We start from the raw sequence: 18,790 nt of genomic DNA, 5'->3' as shown, positions 1-18,790 counted from the left end.
TGTCAGGCAGCGCGCTCTCTTTTGTAGGCCCGCAGTGATGGCCGCCGGGCAGGAGGGGCGGGGGATCCGCCGCGGCGGGACAGCCGCAGGAGCGAGATGCCGACGACGGCGAACCAGGCCCAAAGGAGCGGCCCGTAGACGGCGTAGAGGGACGGCATGATGAAGCGCAGGGCCTCGCTGGCGAGGCCGAGGGCGCCCGTGGCAATGCCAAGCCAGCCAGCCCAGTGCGGAAGGACACCCCGGACCATGGGCAGCGAGATCAGGAGGATCCCCAGCGGTGTGAGCGCCCCGGCGAGCGAGACCGTGTTGTTCTCGGCCACGAAGGCCTCCGCAGCCGCCACGAAGGCAGGCCTCGCGGAGGGGGCCGCGGCAGCGTACTGGTCGCTTAAGTAGACCAGCGAAAGGGTTCCTTCGCTGGTCACCGGCACCGCCAGGAGCGCGGTCCACGAGGCTGCGCCGACCGCGAAGCCCAGGACCGCCAGGCTGGGACTAGCCGGGAACAGGGCCACCAGGAGGGCAACGAAGACGACCAGCCCGAACAGCGACGGGACAAGCCAGAGAAGTTGCTGGGCGATGTACGAGGCCTTGTGGTCCGCGATGAACTGCAGCGTAGCCTCCCCACCGGAAACGGGCGGCGGATCCACCACGTAGAGCGCGAGGGCGGCCACGCCGGAAACGACCAACAGCAGCCCGGCAGTACCGCCGATCCTGTACAGCGGCCACCAGGCCTGGGCATTGGGCAGTTGCGCCGACATGCCTTGATGCTAGGCGCGCGCGGTGTTCACGCACTTGGGGCGAAAGTCCTCCCGGCGGGCAATTCCAGGCGTAAAGGATTCGTCAATAAATGTCTTTTCCGCAGGTCAGCAGTTTTCGCCGGTGCTAGCTTCGCAGTGGTCGCGGTGCACAGGGCAGCGCGGAAAGGCAGACATGACCACGTTGAGCAGGCCCCCGGCGGATCCCTCCGCGCCCCATCCGCATGGAAAAGAGGCGCTGAAGGACTGGCTGCTGTTCGGGCTGCAGGACAGCAAAGGCGCCCACCCCGGCCCCGGCGGGGTGCCCACCCAGCACGAAAAGAAGCATTCGTGGTGGCAGGTCATGTGCCTCACCGGCGTGGACTACTTCTCCACCCTGGGCTACCAACCGGCCATCGCAGCGCTGGCAGCAGGCGTCATCTCCCCGCTTGCCACCTTGGTGCTGGTGGCTGTGACGCTGCTGGGAGCTCTTCCGGTCTACCGCCGGGTGGCCGGCGAGAGCCCCCGCGGCGAAGGTTCCATTGCGATGCTGGAGCGGCTGCTGCCCAAATGGGGCGGCAAGCTCCTGGTGCTGGTCCTCCTCGGGTTCGCCGCCACCGACTTCATGATCACCATGACCCTCTCGGCCGCCGACGCCACCGCCCACCTCATCCACAACCCCGTCGCCCCCGGCTGGCTCCAGGACCAGAACGTCCCCGTCACCCTCGTCCTGCTGGCCTTGCTGGCCGCCGTCTTCCTGCGGGGATTCCGGGAAGCCATCGGTGTCGCGGTCGTGCTTGTGGTCCTCTACCTGGGCCTGAACGCGATCGTGGTGGTTGCCACCCTGGCGCAGGTCGTCACCCACCCAGTGGCCATGGGGGACTGGTGGACCAATATGTGGGTCTCGCACGGAAACCCGTTCATGGCCGTGGCCATTGCGTTGCTCGTGTTCCCCAAACTGGCCCTGGGCCTGTCCGGCTTCGAGACCGGCGTTGCCGTGATGCCTCAGGTGCGGGGAGCCGAGGAGGACACCGAAGAGAACCCGGCCGGCCGTATCCGGGGTGCCCGGCGCATGCTGACCACCGCCGCGGTGATCATGAGCGGCTTCCTGCTGACCACCAGCTTCATCACCGTCGTCCTGATTCCGGAACAGGAATTCCAGCCCGGCGGCCAGGCGAACGGCCGGGCGCTGGCCTTCCTGGCCCACGAATACCTCGGCGTAGGGTTCGGCAGCCTTTATGACATCAGCACCATCGCCATCCTCTGGTTCGCCGGCGCGTCCGCCATGGCGGGCCTGCTGAACCTGGTTCCCCGGTACCTGCCGCGCTACGGCATGGCCCCAGAGTGGGCCAAGGCGGTCCGGCCCCTGGTGCTCGTCTTCACGCTGGTTGGCTTCCTGATCACCTTCATCTTCAACGCCGACGTCGACGCCCAGGGTGGCGCGTACGCCACCGGTGTGCTGGTGCTGATGACCTCCGCCGCCGTCGCCGTGACGTTGTCGGCGCGCCGGCGCGGGCAGCGGAACCTCACCAGGGGCTTTGGTGCGATTTCCGTGGTGTTCGCGTACACCACGGTGGCCAACATCTTCGAACGGCCCGAGGGCATCCGGATCGCCGCGATCTTCATCCTGGGCATCATCGTGATTTCACTGCTGTCCAGGGTCCGCCGGTCTTTCGAACTTCATGCAACCCGGGTGCACTTGGACCAGCAGGCCCTGGAATTCATGTCCAGCACCCTGGACGGGCCCATCGCCATCATCGCGCACGAACCGTTGCGGATGTCCGCGGAGGCATACCGGGACAAGCTTGAGTCAGCGGTCGAGGTCAGCCATCTTCCGCTTGCCGGCGAGGCGTTGTTCCTTGAAGTCGTCGTGGATGACTCGTCGGACTTTGAGACCGAACTGTTCGTCCGCGGGGTGAACCGCCACGGCTTTCACATCCTCGAGGTCCACGGTCCGGTGGTTCCCAACACCATCGCTTCGGTGCTGCTGCATATCAGGGACGTGACAGGGCTGATGCCCCATATCTACTTCCGCTGGACGGAGGGCAACCCCATTACCAACCTCGTCCGGTTCCTGTTCCTGGGCGAGGGCGAGATTGCGCCGGTAACCCGGGAGGTGCTCCGCGAGGCTGTCCCTGACGTCACCCAGCGTCCGTGGGTCCGCGTCGGCTGAGCGGAGGCTCCGCCGTCGTCCCGGACTTGTGGACCACTGCCGCCAGGTGCGGAACAGCACCCGCAACCCGGACGGCGTCCGCCAGGCTGACCGGGCGGTCCGCGCGGAAGGCGGCCTCGGCGTCGTCCTCGCGAACGCCCGCTGCCAGCACCACGACGTGCACCATGTCGCCGTACGAGTCGTTGCACGCCAGGATGTCACCGGGAACGTTGTGGCCGGCAGGGCCGGGGGACGGCCAAGGCTGGAAGATGACCCACCACTCCTCGCCGTCCTGGTCAGGAAACACGTAGCCGGTGGCCGGCTGAAGGGCACGGCCGTTCACTCCACGGCCGCCGTAGCCCTCCACCGCCTCGGCAGCCGCGGCAAACCTGATCCTGCCGCGGTCCTCCGGTACCTCATCCCACCGCATCTGTGCTCCTGCCTCCACACGTGCTGTTTCTGCATCCATCAAAGGCCGGTGCAGGCGCGGCGCGGACGGCCGGAACGTTTAATTGACGGATTATTTACACCCGGGCCCGGTGGCCATGGCCGGGAACCGCGAGTCGGGGCTGGCCCGGCCACCATAATGGAACCCATGCAGAGCCCCGTCACGATCCGCCCCATGTGCCCGGACGACTGGGAGTCCGTGCACGCCATCTACGCCGCGGGCATCGCCACCGGTGAGGCGACGTTCGAGAGCGAGCCACCCACCTGGGAGGCGTTCGACGGCGGCCGGCTGGCCGAGCACCGGCTCATCGCCGCGGACGCCGGCCGGGTCCTGGGCTGGGCCGCGGTGTCGCGGGTTTCCTCGCGGGAGGTGTACCGGGGCGTCGTGGAGCATTCCATCTATGTGGCGCCGCAGACACACGGCCGGGGCGTGGGCCGGCTGCTCCTCAGCGCCCTGATCGATTCCACGGAGGCTGCGGGGATCTGGACCATCCAGTCCAGCATCTTCCCCGAAAACCTGGCCAGCCTTGCGCTGCACCGCAAGCTGGGCTTCCGGGTGGTGGGGACGCGGGAGCGGATCGCGCGGATCAGCCACGGACCCAAGGCCGGGCACTGGCAGGACACCCTGCTGCTGGAACGCCGCAGCCAGGTGGCCGGGACCGACTAGGCACTACCGGGAAGGCAGGGTCAGGATCTCGGCGCCGTCTTCGGTGATGGCGATGGTGTGCTCCGTGTGGGCCGTCCTGCAGCCGGTGGCGCTCCGAAGGGTCCAGCCGTCGTCGTCCGTCACCAATTCCGCCGTGTCCGCCATGATCCACGGCTCCAGCGCCAGCAGCAGGCCGGGCCGCAGCTTGAAGCCGCGCCCGGGCCGTCCGCTGTTGGGCACGTGCGGGTCCTGGTGCATGGTGGAGCCGATGCCGTGGCCGCCGAACTGGGTGTTCACCGGGTACCCGGCATCGGTGAGGACGCGGCCGATGGCGTAGGAGATGTCGCCGATCTTGGCGGTCGGCCCGGCCGCGGCGATCCCGGCCGCAAGCGCCCGCTCGGTGGCCTCGATCATCGCCACGCTCTCCGCGGGCCGGGATTCCCCCACGATGAAGCTGATGGCGGCGTCCGAGGCCACCCCGTTCAAGACGACGGCGAGGTCCAGGGTCAGGAGGTCGCCGTCGGCCAGCGCGTAATCGTGTGGGAGTCCGTGCAGCACGGCATCGTTGACACCGGTGCAGATGTAGTGCCCGAACGGGCCGCGGCCGAACGACGGCGCGTAGTCCACGTAGCAGGACTCGGCCCCGGCATCGGTGATCATCTCCTTGGTCCACTGGTCGATGTCCAGCAGGTTGGTGCCCACCGTCGCGCGGCTTTTCATCGACTGCAGGATGTCCGCCACCAGGGCCCCGGTCTCCCGTGCCCGGGCCACTTCAGCAGGGTTCAGGATCTCGATCATGGGTGGGCCCTTCATCTGTGGCAAACAAACTACAGGGGCCATCCTATGGTCCGCGCATGGTGGGGCAGCAAGGGGCGCGGGCTTTTAGGGGAGGCGGAGAGGGGTTGTACGAAAGACATAGATGGATGTATATATTTACATGTGTCTATGTCTATGGAGTTGAGCCCGGTGGAGGCCGCAGCCTGCTGCGCCCCACTGGCGCGCGAGCCGTTGTCCGAACAGGAAGCGGAGGGGATTGCCCCGCTGCTGAAGGCGCTGGCCGATCCCGTCCGGCTGCGGCTGATGTCCATGGTCGCCTCGCATGAAGGCGGCGAAGCCTGCGTCTGCGACCTCAACGATGCCTTTGACCTCTCCCAGCCCACCATCAGCCACCACCTGAAGATCCTGTACGAGGCGGGGCTGCTGGACCGGGAGAAGCGCGGCGTCTGGGTCTACTACCGGGCCCGCACCGGGGCGCTGCAGAACCTCGCGGCACTGATCGGGGGCCAGGCGTCGTGAATGTCCTGGCACGCCGCGCCGCGGCGGAGTTTGTGGGTACCGCGTTCCTGGTCATGGCGGTGGTCGGCTCGGGCGTGATGGCGTCCAGGCTGTCCCCGCACGACGCCGGGCTGCAGCTCCTGCAGAACAGCCTCGCCACGGGTGCCGCGCTGGTAGCGCTGATTGTGGCACTCCAGCCGGTCTCGGCGTCGTTCAATCCCGTGGTGACCCTGGTGGAACGGGCGCTGGGGCTCATCGACACCCGGACAACCGGCGCCCTGATCGGCGGGCAGGTCCTGGGCGGCCTGGTTGGCACCGTCGCGGCAAACCTGATGTTCGGGCTGGACGCCGTGACCCTTTCCACCCATGAACGCACGGGCGCCGGGCTCTGGCTGGGCGAGGTCATCGCCACCGTGGGGCTGCTGCTGGTCATCTTCGGCACCGTCCGGTCCGGCCGCGCGGACCGGGTGGCCTTCGCCGTCGGCGGCTACATCACCGCCGCCTACTGGTTCACCAGCTCCACCAGCTTCGCCAATCCCGCCGTGACCATCGCCCGGACCGTCACGGACACCTTCGCCGGCATCGCACCGCCGTCGGCCCCTGCCTTTATCCTCGCGCAGCTGCTCGGCGCCGCCGCCGGCTACGTCCTGGTCCGGTTCCTCTACCCCTCCTTTACCGACGCTCCTGCTGCCCCGGCGGCCGACCGAAAGGTGCTCTCATGAGCCACAAGCCCTCAGTTTTGTTTGTCTGTGTCCACAACGCCGGCCGGTCCCAGATGGCCGCAGCCTTCCTCACCACCCTCTCCCAGGGCGCCATCGAGGTCCGCTCCGCCGGGTCACAGCCCGCGGAGAAGGTGAACCCGGCCGCCGTCGAGGCCATGGCGGAGGTGGGCATCGACATGTCGGCCGAAATCCCCAAGGTCCTCACCACCGAGGCCGTCAAGGACTCCGACGTGGTGATCACCATGGGCTGCGGCGACGAATGCCCCTACTTCCCGGGTAAGCGCTACGAGGACTGGGTCCTGGAGGACCCCGCCGGCAAGGGCGTGGACTCCGTCCGGCCCATCCGCGACGAGATCAAGACCCGCGTCGAATCCCTCATTGCCTCCCTTATCCCTGCTTCGGCCTGAAAGGTTGTTGACGCCATGACATCCAAGGAGTCCCTGCCTGTTGCCGTGATCGGAGCCGGTCCCGTGGGCCTGGCCGCCGCCGCGCACCTGCTGGAACGCGGCCTGGAACCGCTCGTCCTCGAGGTCGGCCCCACGGTGGGCTCCGCCATCCGTTCATGGGGCCACGTCCGGGTGTTCTCCACCTGGAAGTACAACCTCGACCCCGCCTCCGTACGGCTCCTGGAACGCAACGGCTGGGAAGCGCCCCGGCCCACGGCCCTGCCGTACGGCGCCCAGATCGTCTCCGACTACCTCGAGCCGCTGGCGGCCACGCCGGAGCTCCGGGACAGGATTCTTACCGGGGCGCGCGTTGTGGCCGTCACCCGGCAGGGCATGGACAAGGGCCGCAGCCAGGGCCGGGAAAGTGCCCCGTTCCTCCTGCGCATAGAGCACGACGGCGGCCAGGTCACCGAGGTGCCGGCCCGCGCCGTGATCGATACGTCCGGAACCTGGACCACCCCGGCGCCGCTGGGTTCGTCCGGGCTGCCGGTACCGGGCGAGGCCGAAGCGCGTGCCGCGGGACTCGTCACCGGACCGCTCCCGGACGTGTCCGCCGGCGGGTTTGCCGGCCGCCGGACCCTGGTCATCGGCTCCGGCCACTCGGCCGCCAACATGGTCCTTGACCTGGCCCGGCTGGCCCGCGCCAACCCCGGCACCGAAGTCCTCTGGGCTATCCGCGCCGCCAGCCCGGCCCGCGCCTATGGCGGCGGAGACGCCGACCAGCTCCCCGCCCGCGGCCAGCTCGGGGCCAGGCTCCGCACCGCCGTCGACACCGGGGCCGTCCAGCTCCTCACCAACTTCCACACGGCCTCCATCGACGTGCACGACGACGCCGTGACCGTGCACGCTGCGGACGGCCGCGCCGTATCGGTGGACCGGGTCATCCCGGCAACCGGGTTCCGCCCGGATCTGGCCATGCTGTCCGAGTTGCGGCTGGACCTGGACCCGGCCGTCGAGGCACCCAGGGCCCTGGGCCCGCTGATCGACCCGGACTTCCACAGCTGCGGAACGGTCCCGGCCCACGGCGCCGGCATCCTGGCCCAGCCGGAAAAGGACTTCTACCTGGCCGGCATGAAGTCCTACGGCCGCGCGCCCACGTTCCTCATGGCCACCGGGTACGAGCAGGTCCGCTCCATCGCCGCCGCCCTAGCCGGGGACACCGAGGCCGCGGACGCCGTGGAACTCGAGCTCCCGGAAACCGGCGTCTGCTCCACGAGCATTCCGGACGACGCGGCGGACGCTGCTGACGGTTCCTGCTGCTCCGCCCCGGTGCCCGTGACCATCGGCTTCGCCACGGGCCTGCAGCACGGCCGCACCGGCGAAACGGCTCCTGTGTAGGGATAGGCGCCGGCGGCCTGCCCGGTGGCGACGCGGCTGCTCATTTTCGACGCGCACCCGCAGAACCGCTACCCACATGTGGGCCGCGTGATGGAATGTGCGCCGCGAAAATGCAGATGCGCGTCGCGAGGGTACGGTCGGGGAGACCCAGCCGCGCGTCGCCAACAAAGCTCAGGGGGCGGAGGGGTCTCCCCAGTTGATGCCGATGGAGCGGCCCCGGGCGAAATGGGCGTTCGCGATGTCGTTGACTTCGCGCAGGCTCTTCCCCGGATGGGCAAGCCGGATCCACTCGTAGTCCCACTCCTGCATTTCCCGTATACGGCCCACCTGCTTTTGGGCCCGCATCTGGGCTGTGAGGTCATCGCCGGCAAGGACCGGCCGGGGTGGGACGACGGCGGGCTGCGGCTTGGGCGGGGGTACGCGGACCGGGCGGGGCGGGGCCTTTGCCGCGTGCATCAGGGCCACAGTCAGCGCAACCATGCCCGCAGCTATCAGCAGGACCCACCAGTATTGAATGATCAGGGCTATGCCGATCAGGATGAGGAACGGGGCACATCCGATGCCGCCGGCGCCCTTGCTGCCTGATCGCCGCCGCTTTGCTGCCATGGTGCGGTTTCCAACTTTGAGTCGCAGGTTGACGGAACATCTCCACTTTCGCACCGGGAAAGCGTCATGTCATGAGTACCGGGTACTCGATTTTGCTGGCCTAGGCGGCCGCGACGCGCATGCTCATTTGTGCCGCGCACCTTCCAGATCGCTGCCCAAATGTGGGCTGCGTGGGGGAATTTGCGCCGCGATGATGTTTTTGCGCGTCGCGGGCCGCCGGCCGGCAGGTCAGTCGGTGATGTCCGTGCTGGTGCTCAGCTCCCGCCACTGGTCCAGCTCGGCCCGCTGCGCCTCGGCCACCTTGCCGAAGGCGCCGAATGCATCGGTGCCCAGGACCAGCAGGCCCGGCGGGTTGGCGGATTCGACGACGGCCATGATCGCCCTGGCAGCCTTGTCCGGGTCCCCGGGCTGGGTGCCGTGCGCGGTGTCGACTTCCTTGCGGCGCTTGCCGGCAGTGTCCGCGTAGTCACCGATCGCCGTCGTGGACTGAGTAAGCGAACGGCCGGCGAAGTCGGTCCGGAAGCCGCCCGGCTCAATGGCGGTGACGTTGATGCCCAGCGGCTTCAGCTCGTTGCGCAGCGACCCGGACATGCCCTCCAGTGCCGCCTTGGTGGCCGCGTAATAGCCGGAGCCGGGCGGGGTGATCCGGGCGCCGATGGACGAAATGTTCAGGATGGAGCCTGACTTGTTCGCGCGCATGCCCGGCACCACCGCCTTGATCATGTCCACCGCGCCGAAGAAGTTGGTGTCGAACAGCCGGCGGATATCGGCGTCGTCCGCTTCCTCCACCGCGGCGCGGTACCCGTAACCGGCGTTGTTCACCAGCACGTCGATCGCCCCAAACTGGTCCTCCGCTGCCTTCACCGCCGCGCTGATCTGGGCCTTGTCCGTGACGTCGAGGGGGAGTGCCAGGGAGGTGTCCGGGAAGCCGGCGACGATGTCCTCCACCGCGTCAACGTTGCGGGCGGTGACGACGGCGTTGTGCCCGGACGCGAGCACGGCTTCCGCCAGTGCCCGGCCAAGTCCGGTCGAACAGCCTGTGATGAGCCACGTTGCCATGGGATGTCCTTTCGTAGGGTTGGGTGAGGTGCGGCCCGGCAGTCAGGCGCCGTGCCGCCGTCGTGCCTGTGCTGTCAGTTCGTGGGCGCCGTAGCTGTTGTCCTCGGGGTTGACGGTGACGCCGGGGGCCACCAGCTGGTCGACGCGGTCCAGGACCTCGGGGGCAAGCCTGGTGTCCGCGGCGGGGAGGTAGGACTCCAGCTGCTCCATGGTCCGTGGCCCCACGATCGCCGCCGTGACGCCGGGGTGGTTGATCACGAACGCGATGGCCAGCTCGATCATCGTCACGCCTGCCCATTCGGCCACCTGGGCCAGCTCCTCCACAATGTCCAGCTTGCGCTGGTTGGCGGGCTGGGTCATGTCGAACCGGGCGCTGGGCCGGGCACTCGAGGTGGGACGTGACGCGGAGTCCTTCCGCCACCGTCCGGAGAGCCAGCCGCCGGCCAGCGGGCTGTAGGTCAGGGTGCCCATCCCGTGCCGCTGGACCGTGGGCAGGACATCCTCCTCAATGCCGCGGGTCAGGATGGAGTACGGCGGCTGTTCGGTGACGAACCGTTCGAGGTTGCGCTCGCGGGACGCCCACTGCGCCTCCACGATCTGCGACCCGGAGTAGGACGACGAGCCGATGTACCGCACCTTGCCCTGTTGGACCAGGTCGGTGAGGGCGCCGAGGGTTTCCTCCACATCGGTGTCCGGGCTGGGGCGGTGCACCTGGTAAAGGTCGATGTAGTCGGTGTTCAGCCGGCGGAGCGAGTCCTCCACCGCGCGCATGATCCAGCGGCGGGAGCCGCCGCGCTGGTTGGGGTCCTTTTCGTTCATGGGCATGAAGAACTTGGTGGCGAGGAAGACGTCATGGCGTCTGCCTGCCAGGGCTTCGCCGACGATCTCTTCCGAGACGCCGGCGGAGTAGACGTCTGCCGTGTCGACGAAGTTGATGCCGGCGTCCAGGGCGCGGTGGATGATGCGGGTGGCGTCGGCGCGGTCGTTGTTGCCCCAGGGGCCGAACATCATCGCGCCGAGGCAGAGGGGGCTGACCTGCACACCGGTGCGGCCGAGCGGGCGGTATTCCATTCTTCTCTCCTTTAGGCTTCGGGGATGACCATGGCGAACCGCTCCGGGCGGGCGACGTCCGGGTCGGGTCCGCTGCGGGTGCCGGTGTCCAGAGCGTCGATGGCGGCCATCTGTTCCGGCGCCAGCTCGAAGTCGAAGACGTCGAAGTTTTCGGCGATGCGGGCCGGGTTGGTGGATTTGGGGATGGCGGAGCGGCCCTGCTGCAGGTGCCAGCGCAGCATCACCTGGGCCGGGGTCTTGCCATGGGCCTGCGCGACGGCGGCAATCGCCGGGTCGCGCATGACGTTCCTTCGGTTCTCGCCCCAGCCCGGGTAGAACGTGATGCCGCCGATCGGCGACCACGCCTGGGTGAGGATGCCGTTTGCGGCATCCGCGGCCTGTACGTCACGCTGCGTGAAGTACGGGTGCAGTTCGATCTGGTTCACGGCCGGCACCACGTCCGTTTCGGCCAGCAGCCGTTCCAGGTGGTGCGGCAGAAAGTTGCTGACGCCGATGGCCCGCACCCGCCCGTCCTTCAGCAGGGTTTCCAGGGCCTTGTACGCGGTGATGGTCTTCTCGAACCGGTCCGGGGCGGGCTGGTGCAGGATGAACAGGTCCAGCTGCTCCACCCCGAGCTTGCCGGCCGCCTTGTCCCAGGCGTGCAGTGTCTCGTCGTAGCCGTAGTCGCTGACCCAGACCTTCGTCTCGATGAACACGTCGGAGCGGTCCAGGCCGGAGCGGCGGATGCCTTCGCCCACCTCGCGCTCGTTGCCGTACGCCGCGGCGGTGTCGATGTGCCGGTAGCCCACCTCGAGCGCTGTCTGGACGGCCGCCGTCGTCTCTTCCGGGGGACTTTGGAAGACGCCCAGGCCGAGCGCGGGCAGTGTGATTCCGTTGTTGAGCGTGAGTTCCATAACCATGCCCTTCACGCTATGCGGGTGTGGAGGTTTGTGGGAGGGCTTGTCAGTCCCTCCTTCGCTGCCCGGCGGCGGCGTAGCGTGGAGGCATGACCAACAGCGACGACGTGCGGAAGTTCCTGACCTCCCGCCGCGCCCGGCTCACGCCCGAGGACGCCGGCCTGCCCGCGTACGGCGGCAACCGGCGCGTTGCGGGGCTCCGGCGCGAGGAAGTGGCCATGCTCGCGGGCCTGAGCATCGACTACTACATCCGGCTGGAGCGGGGAAACCTTTCGGGCGCCTCGGACAGTGTTCTGGAGGCGCTGGCCCGGGCTTTGCAGTTGGACGACGCCGAGACCGCGCACCTGTTCGACCTGGCCCGGGCGTCCACGGCGGCCCCGCGGGTGCGGCGGAAGCGGAGTCCGCAGACGGTGCGCCCCAGCGTGCAGCGGGTCATCGATGCGATTACGACGGCGCCGGCCTGGGTCCGGAACGACCGCGGCGACGTGCTGGCCTCCAATGAGCTGGGCCGTGCCCTGTACCTGGAGATGATGGCCGACGCCGGCACCCCGCCCAACAGCGCACGGTTCACCTTCCTGAATCCGAAGGCACGGGAGTTCTTCCGCGACTGGGAGCGCGCCGCTGACGACATCGTTGCCGTCCTCCGCTCCACGGCCGGCAGGAATCCCTTCGACAAGGACCTGTCCGACCTGATCGGCGAGCTTTCAACGCGCAGCGAAGAGTTCCGCGTCCGCTGGGCCCGGCACGACGTGAAGTACCACCGCACCGGCCGCAAACGGCTGCACCACTCGATCGTCGGGGATCTGGACCTGACCTATGAGGCGATGGAGCTCCCCGCGGATCCGGGGCTGCGGATCAACATCTACACGGCCGAACCCGGGACGCCCTCCGAAGACGCGCTGAAGATGCTGGCCAGCTGGGCCGCCACGCAAACCTCTGCCCCCGGGGTTGCGGTCCCGGAGGGCCTCTGAACCGCGCCTTCGCTGCCCGGATCCTTTTTTGACGCGCGTCTTCGGCTGGGACGCGCTGGTTCCTTTTCGACCCGCATATTCCCTAGCGCGGCCCGCATCAGCGGCGCGAAAAGTAGGATGCGGCCCTCAGGGGAGTTCGCGCGTCGGCAACGGCATGGCAAGTACGACGGCGGCAACAGGGCAAAGCGGTCAGGTGGCCTTTGTCAGGACTGCGCGTTGATGAATCCAATGATGATTGCGATCCACCAGCACAGCTGCGAGATCACAAGGCACGTCATGAGGTGAACCCGCTGCCCTGTGGACAAATCCCCGAATGCGGTCCTGGCGGGAAGCCGGGCGAGCCGCCGCATCAGCGGGATCAGCATGATTCCGTTCAGGCTGAGCACCAGGACCGCCGCGAGCTTCACCTCGGTCATGGGGCTGTCCAGGTGCGGGCTCAGGAACACGCCCGTGGCGAGCATCCCGGCGAGGCCGCCCCAGATCAACGGTGTTGCGGCCCCGTCCAGCCGGATGATCTCACCGAGAGTGCGCCGGCCGATCAGCCACAGGAACCCGTGCCAGTCGACCAGAATGATGGCACCGAAGGCCACCACAAGGAAGAGGTCATGCACCACCAGATCGATGTCGTGGACGTAGCCGTCAACGAACATTGTGGAGGACAGCAGCACGGACAACAGCCATGCCACGAAAGCCGCGGCGGAAAGGCCGGCAACCAGGCGCCGGGTGGACCGCTCTGATTCACGGTGCAGCCGGAGAGTGCGCCTGCTGACGGGTATGTAACTCATGTCTGCCTCAGCGAGACCGGTAGCCGGTGGCCGTCCCAGCAGGGCCCGGGGTTAGCACCAACATAGACCCGCCGCTGGCCGGTAACAAGGCCGCGTTAAATGCTTCCGGAGTGCCGCCGCGAGTGCCGGGTTTCGACGCGCACAAGCCTCCGCGTTGCGCATATTCCGTTGCGCTGCCCGGATATCAGGCGCGTGAGGGAATGTGCGCGGCCGGGACGAAGATGCGCGTCGATTCCAGCAGAACGCAGCACCGAGCAATCTGGGCTGAGCCGCTGCCCCTCCACCGCCGCCCGGCGGTTCTTATTTCCTGCCCGCGAGCTGCGCGAGTTGCCGGTCGTGGATGTCGGGGCTTGGACCGCCACGTGGGTCATCGAACGCGCCGCCGTCGCGAAGCGTCCGGAGGTAGGCGCGGTCGAGCCCGATGCGTGCGGCCACCTGGTCGGCGCCGGCGGGGGAGCCGTGCCCCGGGACGACGACGTCGATGTTCCCCGCTTCCCGCTCGAGGAGTTCCAGGGCGTCGAGGTAGTCCTGGATGGGATCACTGCTGCTGCCGAAGTCCAGGATCGGGATCAGGATGTCGGAGAGCATGTCCCCGGCCACGAGGACTCGGGCGTCCTCGATGACCAGCGCTGTATGGCCTGGCGCGTGCGCGTTGTGCTCAAGGATGCGGATGGCCGGACCCTCCCATGGAACGTGGGTGGTGTCCGGGGGAAGCGCGGTGAGCTGCCCCAGGAGATCAAGGGGTACCTGGCCGCTGAGATCAGGCGGGATCACGGAGGCAAGCCGCTCTTTGGCGCCCGGAGCGGAAAGCCGTTCCCTCGCCGTGGTTGCACACCGGTTTCCGGCATAGCGAGGTGCATCTCTTAGCTCCGGATGCCACAGCATGTGGTCCCAATGCGGATGGGTGGAAAACCCGGCAACCACAGGCTGGCCCAGTTCCCGCAGGTCCCCGGCGAGGCAGGTCAATTCGTCCGTGGTGATGCCGGCATCGATCTCCAGCGCGCCGCCGCTGCCCTGGACTATCAGGGCGTTGCTTTGCATGAACGAACTTTGATGCACGTGGACGCGCTCCGCGATCTGCCGCAGCATAGGGCTCCTTCAGTTGTGAATGACCAACACCTGGTGGTGACGCTAATGCCTGCCGGCCCGCGCGGGAAGCCTCTACGGGCAACAGGTTTGGGTGTTGCTTCCCCGCACAGGGGCTAACGGCCGGGCGGCTCGTGAAGACGGTGGGCCAGCGCCTGTTGAATCGCCCAGGCGGCAGGGCTACCGTGTGGCCATGGAACGCATGGCCGTCCCCGGCGACGTCGGCGCGATCTGCCTTGGGTTGCCGGAGGTGGAGCTCGGAACGTCGTGGGGGGACCGCCCGACATACAAAGTGCCCCGCGGGCCGAAAGGCAGGGGCTTTGTCCTGTACCGTGCACCGCATAAAACGGCCATCGATCCGGAGACGGGGGAGCCCTTCCGGGACCTGCTGGTCATCGTGGTCCCGGACGACGCCGCGAAGGCCGCCCTGGTGGAGGACCCGTCCCTGCCGTTCTTCACCATTCCGCACTTCGATGGCTACAACGCCGTCCTGGTACAGGAGTCCCGGCTGGGCGAGGTCAGCCGGGAGGAGCTGGCGGAGATCATTGTTGAGGCATGGGCAACCCGGGCTCCGAAAAAGCTGGTTGCCGACTTCTTCGCCGGCCGCTGAAGACGCTCGTACTCATCCGCGCTGCGCAGGTTCCCTTTCGCGACCCACATCCGCGCAGCGCCGGGGAATGTGCGCGTCACAGACGGTTTTGCGCGTCGATAGCGGCAGAACGCGCACGACGGCGGTCCACGCCTGCCGCCGCCAGCCTCCGTTCCAGCGCCCCGGGTACCCTGAGATCGGCCCAGTCCCAGCGCACCACGTTGATGCCCAGCGCGCGGATCCGGTTCTCGCGGTTCTTCTCCGCCACCACGGCCTGTGAAGCGGTCAAGCCCTTGAGGTACCCGTCCTTGACATACTTCTCCTCACCATCGAATTCGCCAACAACCCTGGACCGCTCCCAATAGAAGTCGGCGTAGCCCACCAGCCCGGACGCATCCGTGAACCGGTGCTGCAGGACGGGGGCTTCGAACCCGGCCGCATGGATCAGCCCCCGGCTCCAGGACTCGCCGGCCGAGCCGGATGCGGGATCGGCGAACGCGAGGGCTGTCCGGATCCGCCGTGCTGCCGCGGCCGAGTAGATTGATCCGATTCCCTCCTCCAGCTCAGCCTTGGAAAGGGCAGGCAGTTGCCGGACCGGGTCCGGCCGGAGCACGTGGTCCAGCGGCACCACGGCCTCCGCGAAGGGGCAGAAGGCCGCCAGGTCAAGGACGGTCCGGATCCGGTCGGTGACCAGCAGGCCCTCGCACCGGACCACCTGCAACCCGGCCCGCGCAGCGAAGTGGCGCCTGACCCCCGCACGCGACCTGCCGCCGTCGTTCTTCAATGTGAGGGCCCGGACCGGCTGGTCCTGCCCGATGGTCGGGATGCCGAACACGCTGGCCGCCGAATCGCGGGCGAAAATCGTGGGGCTTTCGAACGTTTCCGCGGCAGCCTGGACGCGGAGCCGGTACTGGTCCCACGGCAGCATGGCCCGCCATGTGGGTCCGTCGATGTACACCCCGTGCCGAATACGGACCAGCCCGCCGGACCGCACCCGCTTGCTGAGGTCCTTGGGGGTGAGTCCGTGCAGGATGCGGTCACGGGACAGCAGGAGCGGCGGGAGGTCGGCCATGCACCCAGACTGCCCGTCGCGGGTCAGGGGCGGGAGTGCGCTCGGCCGCTATGTGGAAAAACCCACGCACGACGGCGGCCCGCCCCTGAAGAGGAGCAGGCCGCCCGGGCAGGGGGAGGCTAAGCCGTGGTCAGCACGGTCTTCAGCCAGCCTTCCTCGCGCCGGTCGAAGTTCAGGTAGGCGTCCACCACGTCGCTGATCGGTTCGTGCTGCGTGATGAACCTGGTCGGGTCGAAGACGCCGGAGGCCACGAGGTCCACCAGCGGCGGCGTGACCGAGCGGTGGTCGCAGTTGCCCATCCGCACGGTCAGGTTCTTGTTCATCGCCATGCCGATCGGGTAGGAGGTCATCGTGGGTCCGTACACCCCGATGATGCCGATCCGGCCGTACTTCCGCACCGTCTCCACGCTCCACTGCGATACCTGCGACGGCGCGTTCCCCGGCACCCAGTTGTCGCCCTGGACGTTGGTCTCGGGCGCCACCTCGGCCACCTCCTGCGCGAACTGCTCCGCCTGCTCCTCGCCCTTCGCAGCGGCAGGTCCGGCCCACGGCCGCTGCGCGTCCACGCCCACCGCATCGATGACCGCGTCCACGCCGATCCCCAGGGTCGCTTCCTTCAGCGCCTCCACCGGGTCCTCGCTGTTGAAGTTGATGACGTCCGCGTTCTGGTCCAGGGCCTGCACCAGCCGGGTCTCCACGCCGTCGATCGCGAACACCCGCGACGCACCCTGCCGGAAGGCCGATGCGATGGCCAGCTGCCCCACGATCCCCGCGCCGTAGACCGCCACCGTGTCACCGCGCTGCACCCCCGCCAGCTGCGCGCCGAACCAGGCGGTGGGAAAGATATCGGAGAGCAGGATGGCCTGTTCGTCGCTGACGTTGTCCGGCAGGGAGGTCAGGGTGTTGGAGGCCCACGGGATGCGGGCATATTCAGCCTGCAGGCCGTTGATGGGGCCGGTGGTCTCCGGGCCGCCGAAGAAGCAGGTGCCGGCCTCCGGGCCGTTCGGGTTGGCGGTGTCGCACTGCGCGGTGTGCCCGGCGCGGCACTGCCAGCACACGCCGCAGGACATGGTGGACGAGACGATCACGCGGTCCCCGGGGGCGAACCGGCGCACGGCCTTGCCCACGGCGGTCACCTCACCCACGGCCTCGTGGCCCAGAATGGTGCCCTCCTTCATCCCGGCCATGGTGCCGCGGATGAAGTGCAGGTCCGTGCCGCAGATGGCGCTGCGGGTGATGCGGACAATCGCGTCGTTCGGGTCGAGGATCGTGGGGTCGTCAACGGTGTCCAGGCGGATGTCGCCTTCACCGTGCCATACGAGAGCTTTCATGAGGTGACTCCTTTTACGGGCTCATGCCGCCGGTAGGGTTCAGGTCATCAGGCACGTAGCGCGCCCAGCTGCAAGATAGTAAGCATACTGCCTACTTTGGTGTGGTGCGAGGGCCGACGCGCTGCTCCCGGCGACGCGCATCCTCCTTTTAGCGGCGCACATTCCCTTTCGCGCCCCGGATTTGGGGTGCGAAAAGGAGCCTGCGCGTCGAGGGTGCAGGTGCGCGTCGAAAAGCCGCGGGAGAGGGCCGCAGGCAGCGTCAAGGAACCGGCGGGCAGCGTCAAGGAAAATGGACGACGGCGGCGCCCCGCCCGTGTGCCGTCAGTTGGCTACCGTGAAGGGAACCACGGTCACGCCGGAGTTGGTGGACCCCAGCTTGTCGTCCCTGCATGAGGTCCGCAGGTGCAGCTTGTGCACGCCGTTGGCCAGCATCCGGGTGTCGATCGCGACGGGGGCGGCCCCGAACGGTTCCGGTCCGTACGCGCCGGCCGAGTCCCAGAGGACCAGGCCCGGATTGGCCGGAACCGCATGGAAGTCCGGGTCCACGGAAATGAAGGAGTGGGTCGCCGGCCGCGAACCGTCCGTGTGGCTGGTCAGGCCGACCGCAGGAGCCCAGACTCCCGACACCGGCCCGTCAGGAAGCGGAAGGCTGCGGACCGAGGACTCGCAGTACCCGGCGTGCGTGTACCAGCCCTTGCCCCGCAGGAACGCGTCCCTGGTGATATCGGAGGCGGACTTGCCGTTCTGGATGTCCACCTGCCAGTTGAAGTTGGCCCTCATCTCGTTGCCGTCCGGCTCGGGGACGAACGCCCGGAACCGGACCTCCTGCAGGCCCGAGTGGTTGAACCTGGAAATGGGTGCCGAGAACGTCAGCCAGCGCTCGCAGGTGCCGGCGCAGGTGAAGTCGCCTGCGCCCGAACCGGCCGGGCCGGGGCAGCTGAAGTCCGGTGCCCCGGCGCGCAGGTAGCACTTCTGGACGGTGGTCTCGCGGTCGGAGGTTTTGAACACCATGGCCACGTAGTTGGCGGCGCCCGGGTTGTCATGGAGGATCACCCGGACGTTCACGGTGAGGTCCCCCGAGCTGATGGTTTCCCGTTCGGGGATGCACGCCCCGAGGTGGACGTGGCCGGTGTTGGTGATCGCGTTGTTGGCCTGGTCGGCGTCCGGCATCCACCACGACTGCGTGTCCACGAACTGCCGCGTCTCCCCGTACGCGGTGCCATCCGCGGCGGGGGCTCCCAGGCAGGGTCCGGCGGCGGCCTTGGCGGGGCTGGGACTGAGGCCGGTCATCGCCATGCAGGCCAGCGCGGCAGCCGCAGCCAGTACCAGGAACCGTCTCATGACCATCCATCCTTCACGGGGAAAACTGCGCGCGTGCATGTGCTGTCGCCGGCGCCGGAACGCCGAACCGTGGAATGTTTCGCTGTGTGGGGCCCGGTAGAGCGTGGAAAGTATATGCCCGGGCTGAGCGGGAAAACCAGAGTTGACAGGCCATAACGACGGCGGCGGCCCGCCTGGGGCGGGATCTGATGGGGCGTCGCGGGGAAGGGGGCGGGATCTGATGGGG

Annotated in this window: 20 protein-coding genes; 8 read left to right on the top strand and 12 right to left on the bottom strand. The window is 68.2% G+C overall.

The window, feature by feature from the left end:
- Positions 1–2: 2 nt before the first annotated feature.
- Entirely contained in the window at positions 3–755 is a 753-nt protein-coding gene (locus tag RM50_RS09835) for a DUF4386 family protein (protein WP_043452288.1), read from the bottom strand.
- Positions 756–927: 172 nt separating this feature from the next.
- On the opposite strand from RM50_RS09835, the gene RM50_RS09830 reads away from it, so the two are divergent.
- Positions 928–2,904, top strand: a complete 1,977-nt coding sequence (locus RM50_RS09830; RefSeq protein ID WP_043452287.1) for an amino acid transporter — start codon at positions 928–930, stop codon at positions 2,902–2,904.
- Here the strand turns inward: RM50_RS09830 and RM50_RS09825 are convergent.
- Positions 2,873–3,331 (bottom strand): hypothetical protein, encoded by a 459-nt coding sequence (locus RM50_RS09825; protein ID WP_240471932.1) that lies wholly within the window; start codon positions 3,329–3,331, stop codon positions 2,873–2,875. The genes RM50_RS09830 and RM50_RS09825 overlap by 32 nt on opposite strands.
- A 147-nt stretch (positions 3,332–3,478) precedes the next feature.
- Between RM50_RS09825 and RM50_RS09820 the strand changes: the two genes are divergently transcribed.
- On the top strand, positions 3,479–3,997 hold the full coding sequence (locus RM50_RS09820) for a GNAT family N-acetyltransferase (protein ID WP_043452283.1): 519 nt from the start codon (positions 3,479–3,481) through the stop codon (positions 3,995–3,997).
- Positions 3,998–4,000: 3 nt separating this feature from the next.
- Here RM50_RS09820 and map read toward each other — a convergent pair whose 3' ends face one another.
- Complete coding sequence (gene map / locus RM50_RS09815; protein WP_043452282.1) at positions 4,001–4,774, bottom strand: type I methionyl aminopeptidase; 774 nt, start codon at positions 4,772–4,774, stop codon at positions 4,001–4,003.
- A gap of 147 nt (positions 4,775–4,921) precedes the next feature.
- On the opposite strand from map, the gene RM50_RS09810 reads away from it, so the two are divergent.
- Genes RM50_RS09810 through RM50_RS09795 form a run of 4 tightly spaced genes read left to right on the top strand, consistent with a single transcriptional unit; the run spans position 4,922 to position 7,757 of the window.
- Positions 4,922–5,272, top strand: coding sequence for an ArsR/SmtB family transcription factor (locus RM50_RS09810; RefSeq protein WP_043452281.1), 351 nt, complete (start codon positions 4,922–4,924; stop codon positions 5,270–5,272).
- Positions 5,269–5,973 (top strand): aquaporin, encoded by a 705-nt coding sequence (locus RM50_RS09805; RefSeq protein ID WP_043452279.1) that lies wholly within the window; start codon positions 5,269–5,271, stop codon positions 5,971–5,973. The genes RM50_RS09810 and RM50_RS09805 overlap by 4 nt, the downstream gene beginning before the upstream one ends.
- Entirely contained in the window at positions 5,970–6,380 is a 411-nt protein-coding gene (locus RM50_RS09800) for an arsenate reductase ArsC (RefSeq protein ID WP_043452278.1), read from the top strand. Before RM50_RS09805 ends, RM50_RS09800 begins: the two co-directional genes overlap by 4 nt.
- A gap of 15 nt (positions 6,381–6,395) precedes the next feature.
- Positions 6,396–7,757 (top strand): FAD-dependent oxidoreductase, encoded by a 1,362-nt coding sequence (locus tag RM50_RS09795; RefSeq protein ID WP_043452276.1) that lies wholly within the window; start codon positions 6,396–6,398, stop codon positions 7,755–7,757.
- 171 nt (positions 7,758–7,928) lie between these two features.
- Here RM50_RS09795 and RM50_RS09790 read toward each other — a convergent pair whose 3' ends face one another.
- From RM50_RS09790 to RM50_RS09775, 4 genes are all read right to left on the bottom strand, one after another.
- On the bottom strand, positions 7,929–8,363 hold the full coding sequence (locus tag RM50_RS09790; protein WP_043452274.1) for a hypothetical protein: 435 nt from the start codon (positions 8,361–8,363) through the stop codon (positions 7,929–7,931).
- Positions 8,364–8,591: 228 nt separating this feature from the next.
- A complete protein-coding gene (locus RM50_RS09785; protein WP_043452271.1) occupies positions 8,592–9,422 on the bottom strand; it encodes an oxidoreductase in 831 nt (276 codons plus the stop codon).
- Positions 9,423–9,464: 42 nt separating this feature from the next.
- Positions 9,465–10,493: an aldo/keto reductase gene (locus RM50_RS09780; protein WP_043452269.1), complete on the bottom strand. Its 1,029-nt coding sequence runs from the start codon at positions 10,491–10,493 to the stop codon at positions 9,465–9,467.
- Between the two features lie 11 nt (positions 10,494–10,504).
- Entirely contained in the window at positions 10,505–11,386 is an 882-nt protein-coding gene (locus tag RM50_RS09775; protein ID WP_043452268.1) for an aldo/keto reductase, read from the bottom strand.
- 92 nt (positions 11,387–11,478) lie between these two features.
- Here RM50_RS09775 and RM50_RS09770 point away from each other — a divergent pair, with 92 nt between their 5' ends.
- Positions 11,479–12,360: a helix-turn-helix transcriptional regulator gene (locus tag RM50_RS09770; RefSeq protein WP_043452266.1), complete on the top strand. Its 882-nt coding sequence runs from the start codon at positions 11,479–11,481 to the stop codon at positions 12,358–12,360.
- 203 nt (positions 12,361–12,563) lie between these two features.
- Here RM50_RS09770 and RM50_RS09765 read toward each other — a convergent pair whose 3' ends face one another.
- Complete coding sequence (locus RM50_RS09765; protein WP_043452265.1) at positions 12,564–13,145, bottom strand: hypothetical protein; 582 nt, start codon at positions 13,143–13,145, stop codon at positions 12,564–12,566.
- Between the two features lie 300 nt (positions 13,146–13,445).
- Positions 13,446–14,186 carry an MBL fold metallo-hydrolase gene (locus RM50_RS09760; protein WP_240471931.1) on the bottom strand — a complete coding sequence of 247 codons (741 nt, stop codon included), beginning with the start codon at positions 14,184–14,186 and terminating at the stop codon, positions 13,446–13,448.
- A 238-nt stretch (positions 14,187–14,424) separates the two neighbouring features.
- Here RM50_RS09760 and RM50_RS09755 point away from each other — a divergent pair, with 238 nt between their 5' ends.
- The gene (locus tag RM50_RS09755) at positions 14,425–14,841 is read left to right on the top strand and encodes an MmcQ/YjbR family DNA-binding protein (RefSeq protein ID WP_043452498.1); all 417 of its coding nucleotides are present in this window, start codon (positions 14,425–14,427) and stop codon (positions 14,839–14,841) included.
- A gap of 76 nt (positions 14,842–14,917) precedes the next feature.
- On the opposite strand, the gene RM50_RS09750 is transcribed toward RM50_RS09755, so the two are convergent.
- From RM50_RS09750 to RM50_RS09740, 3 genes are all read right to left on the bottom strand, one after another.
- On the bottom strand, positions 14,918–15,892 hold the full coding sequence (locus tag RM50_RS09750) for a type IV toxin-antitoxin system AbiEi family antitoxin domain-containing protein (protein ID WP_043452261.1): 975 nt from the start codon (positions 15,890–15,892) through the stop codon (positions 14,918–14,920).
- A 119-nt stretch (positions 15,893–16,011) separates the two neighbouring features.
- Complete coding sequence (locus RM50_RS09745; protein ID WP_043452260.1) at positions 16,012–17,223, bottom strand: alcohol dehydrogenase catalytic domain-containing protein; 1,212 nt, start codon at positions 17,221–17,223, stop codon at positions 16,012–16,014.
- A 321-nt stretch (positions 17,224–17,544) separates the two neighbouring features.
- A complete protein-coding gene (locus tag RM50_RS09740; protein ID WP_043452259.1) occupies positions 17,545–18,564 on the bottom strand; it encodes a hypothetical protein in 1,020 nt (339 codons plus the stop codon).
- Positions 18,565–18,790 lie beyond the last annotated feature (226 nt).

Origin of the sequence: Pseudarthrobacter phenanthrenivorans, assembly GCF_000813845.1 — a bacterium.
Lineage (GTDB): Bacteria > Actinomycetota > Actinomycetes > Actinomycetales > Micrococcaceae > Arthrobacter > Arthrobacter phenanthrenivorans_B.
This window is presented reverse-complemented; position numbering and strand designations above follow the sequence as displayed.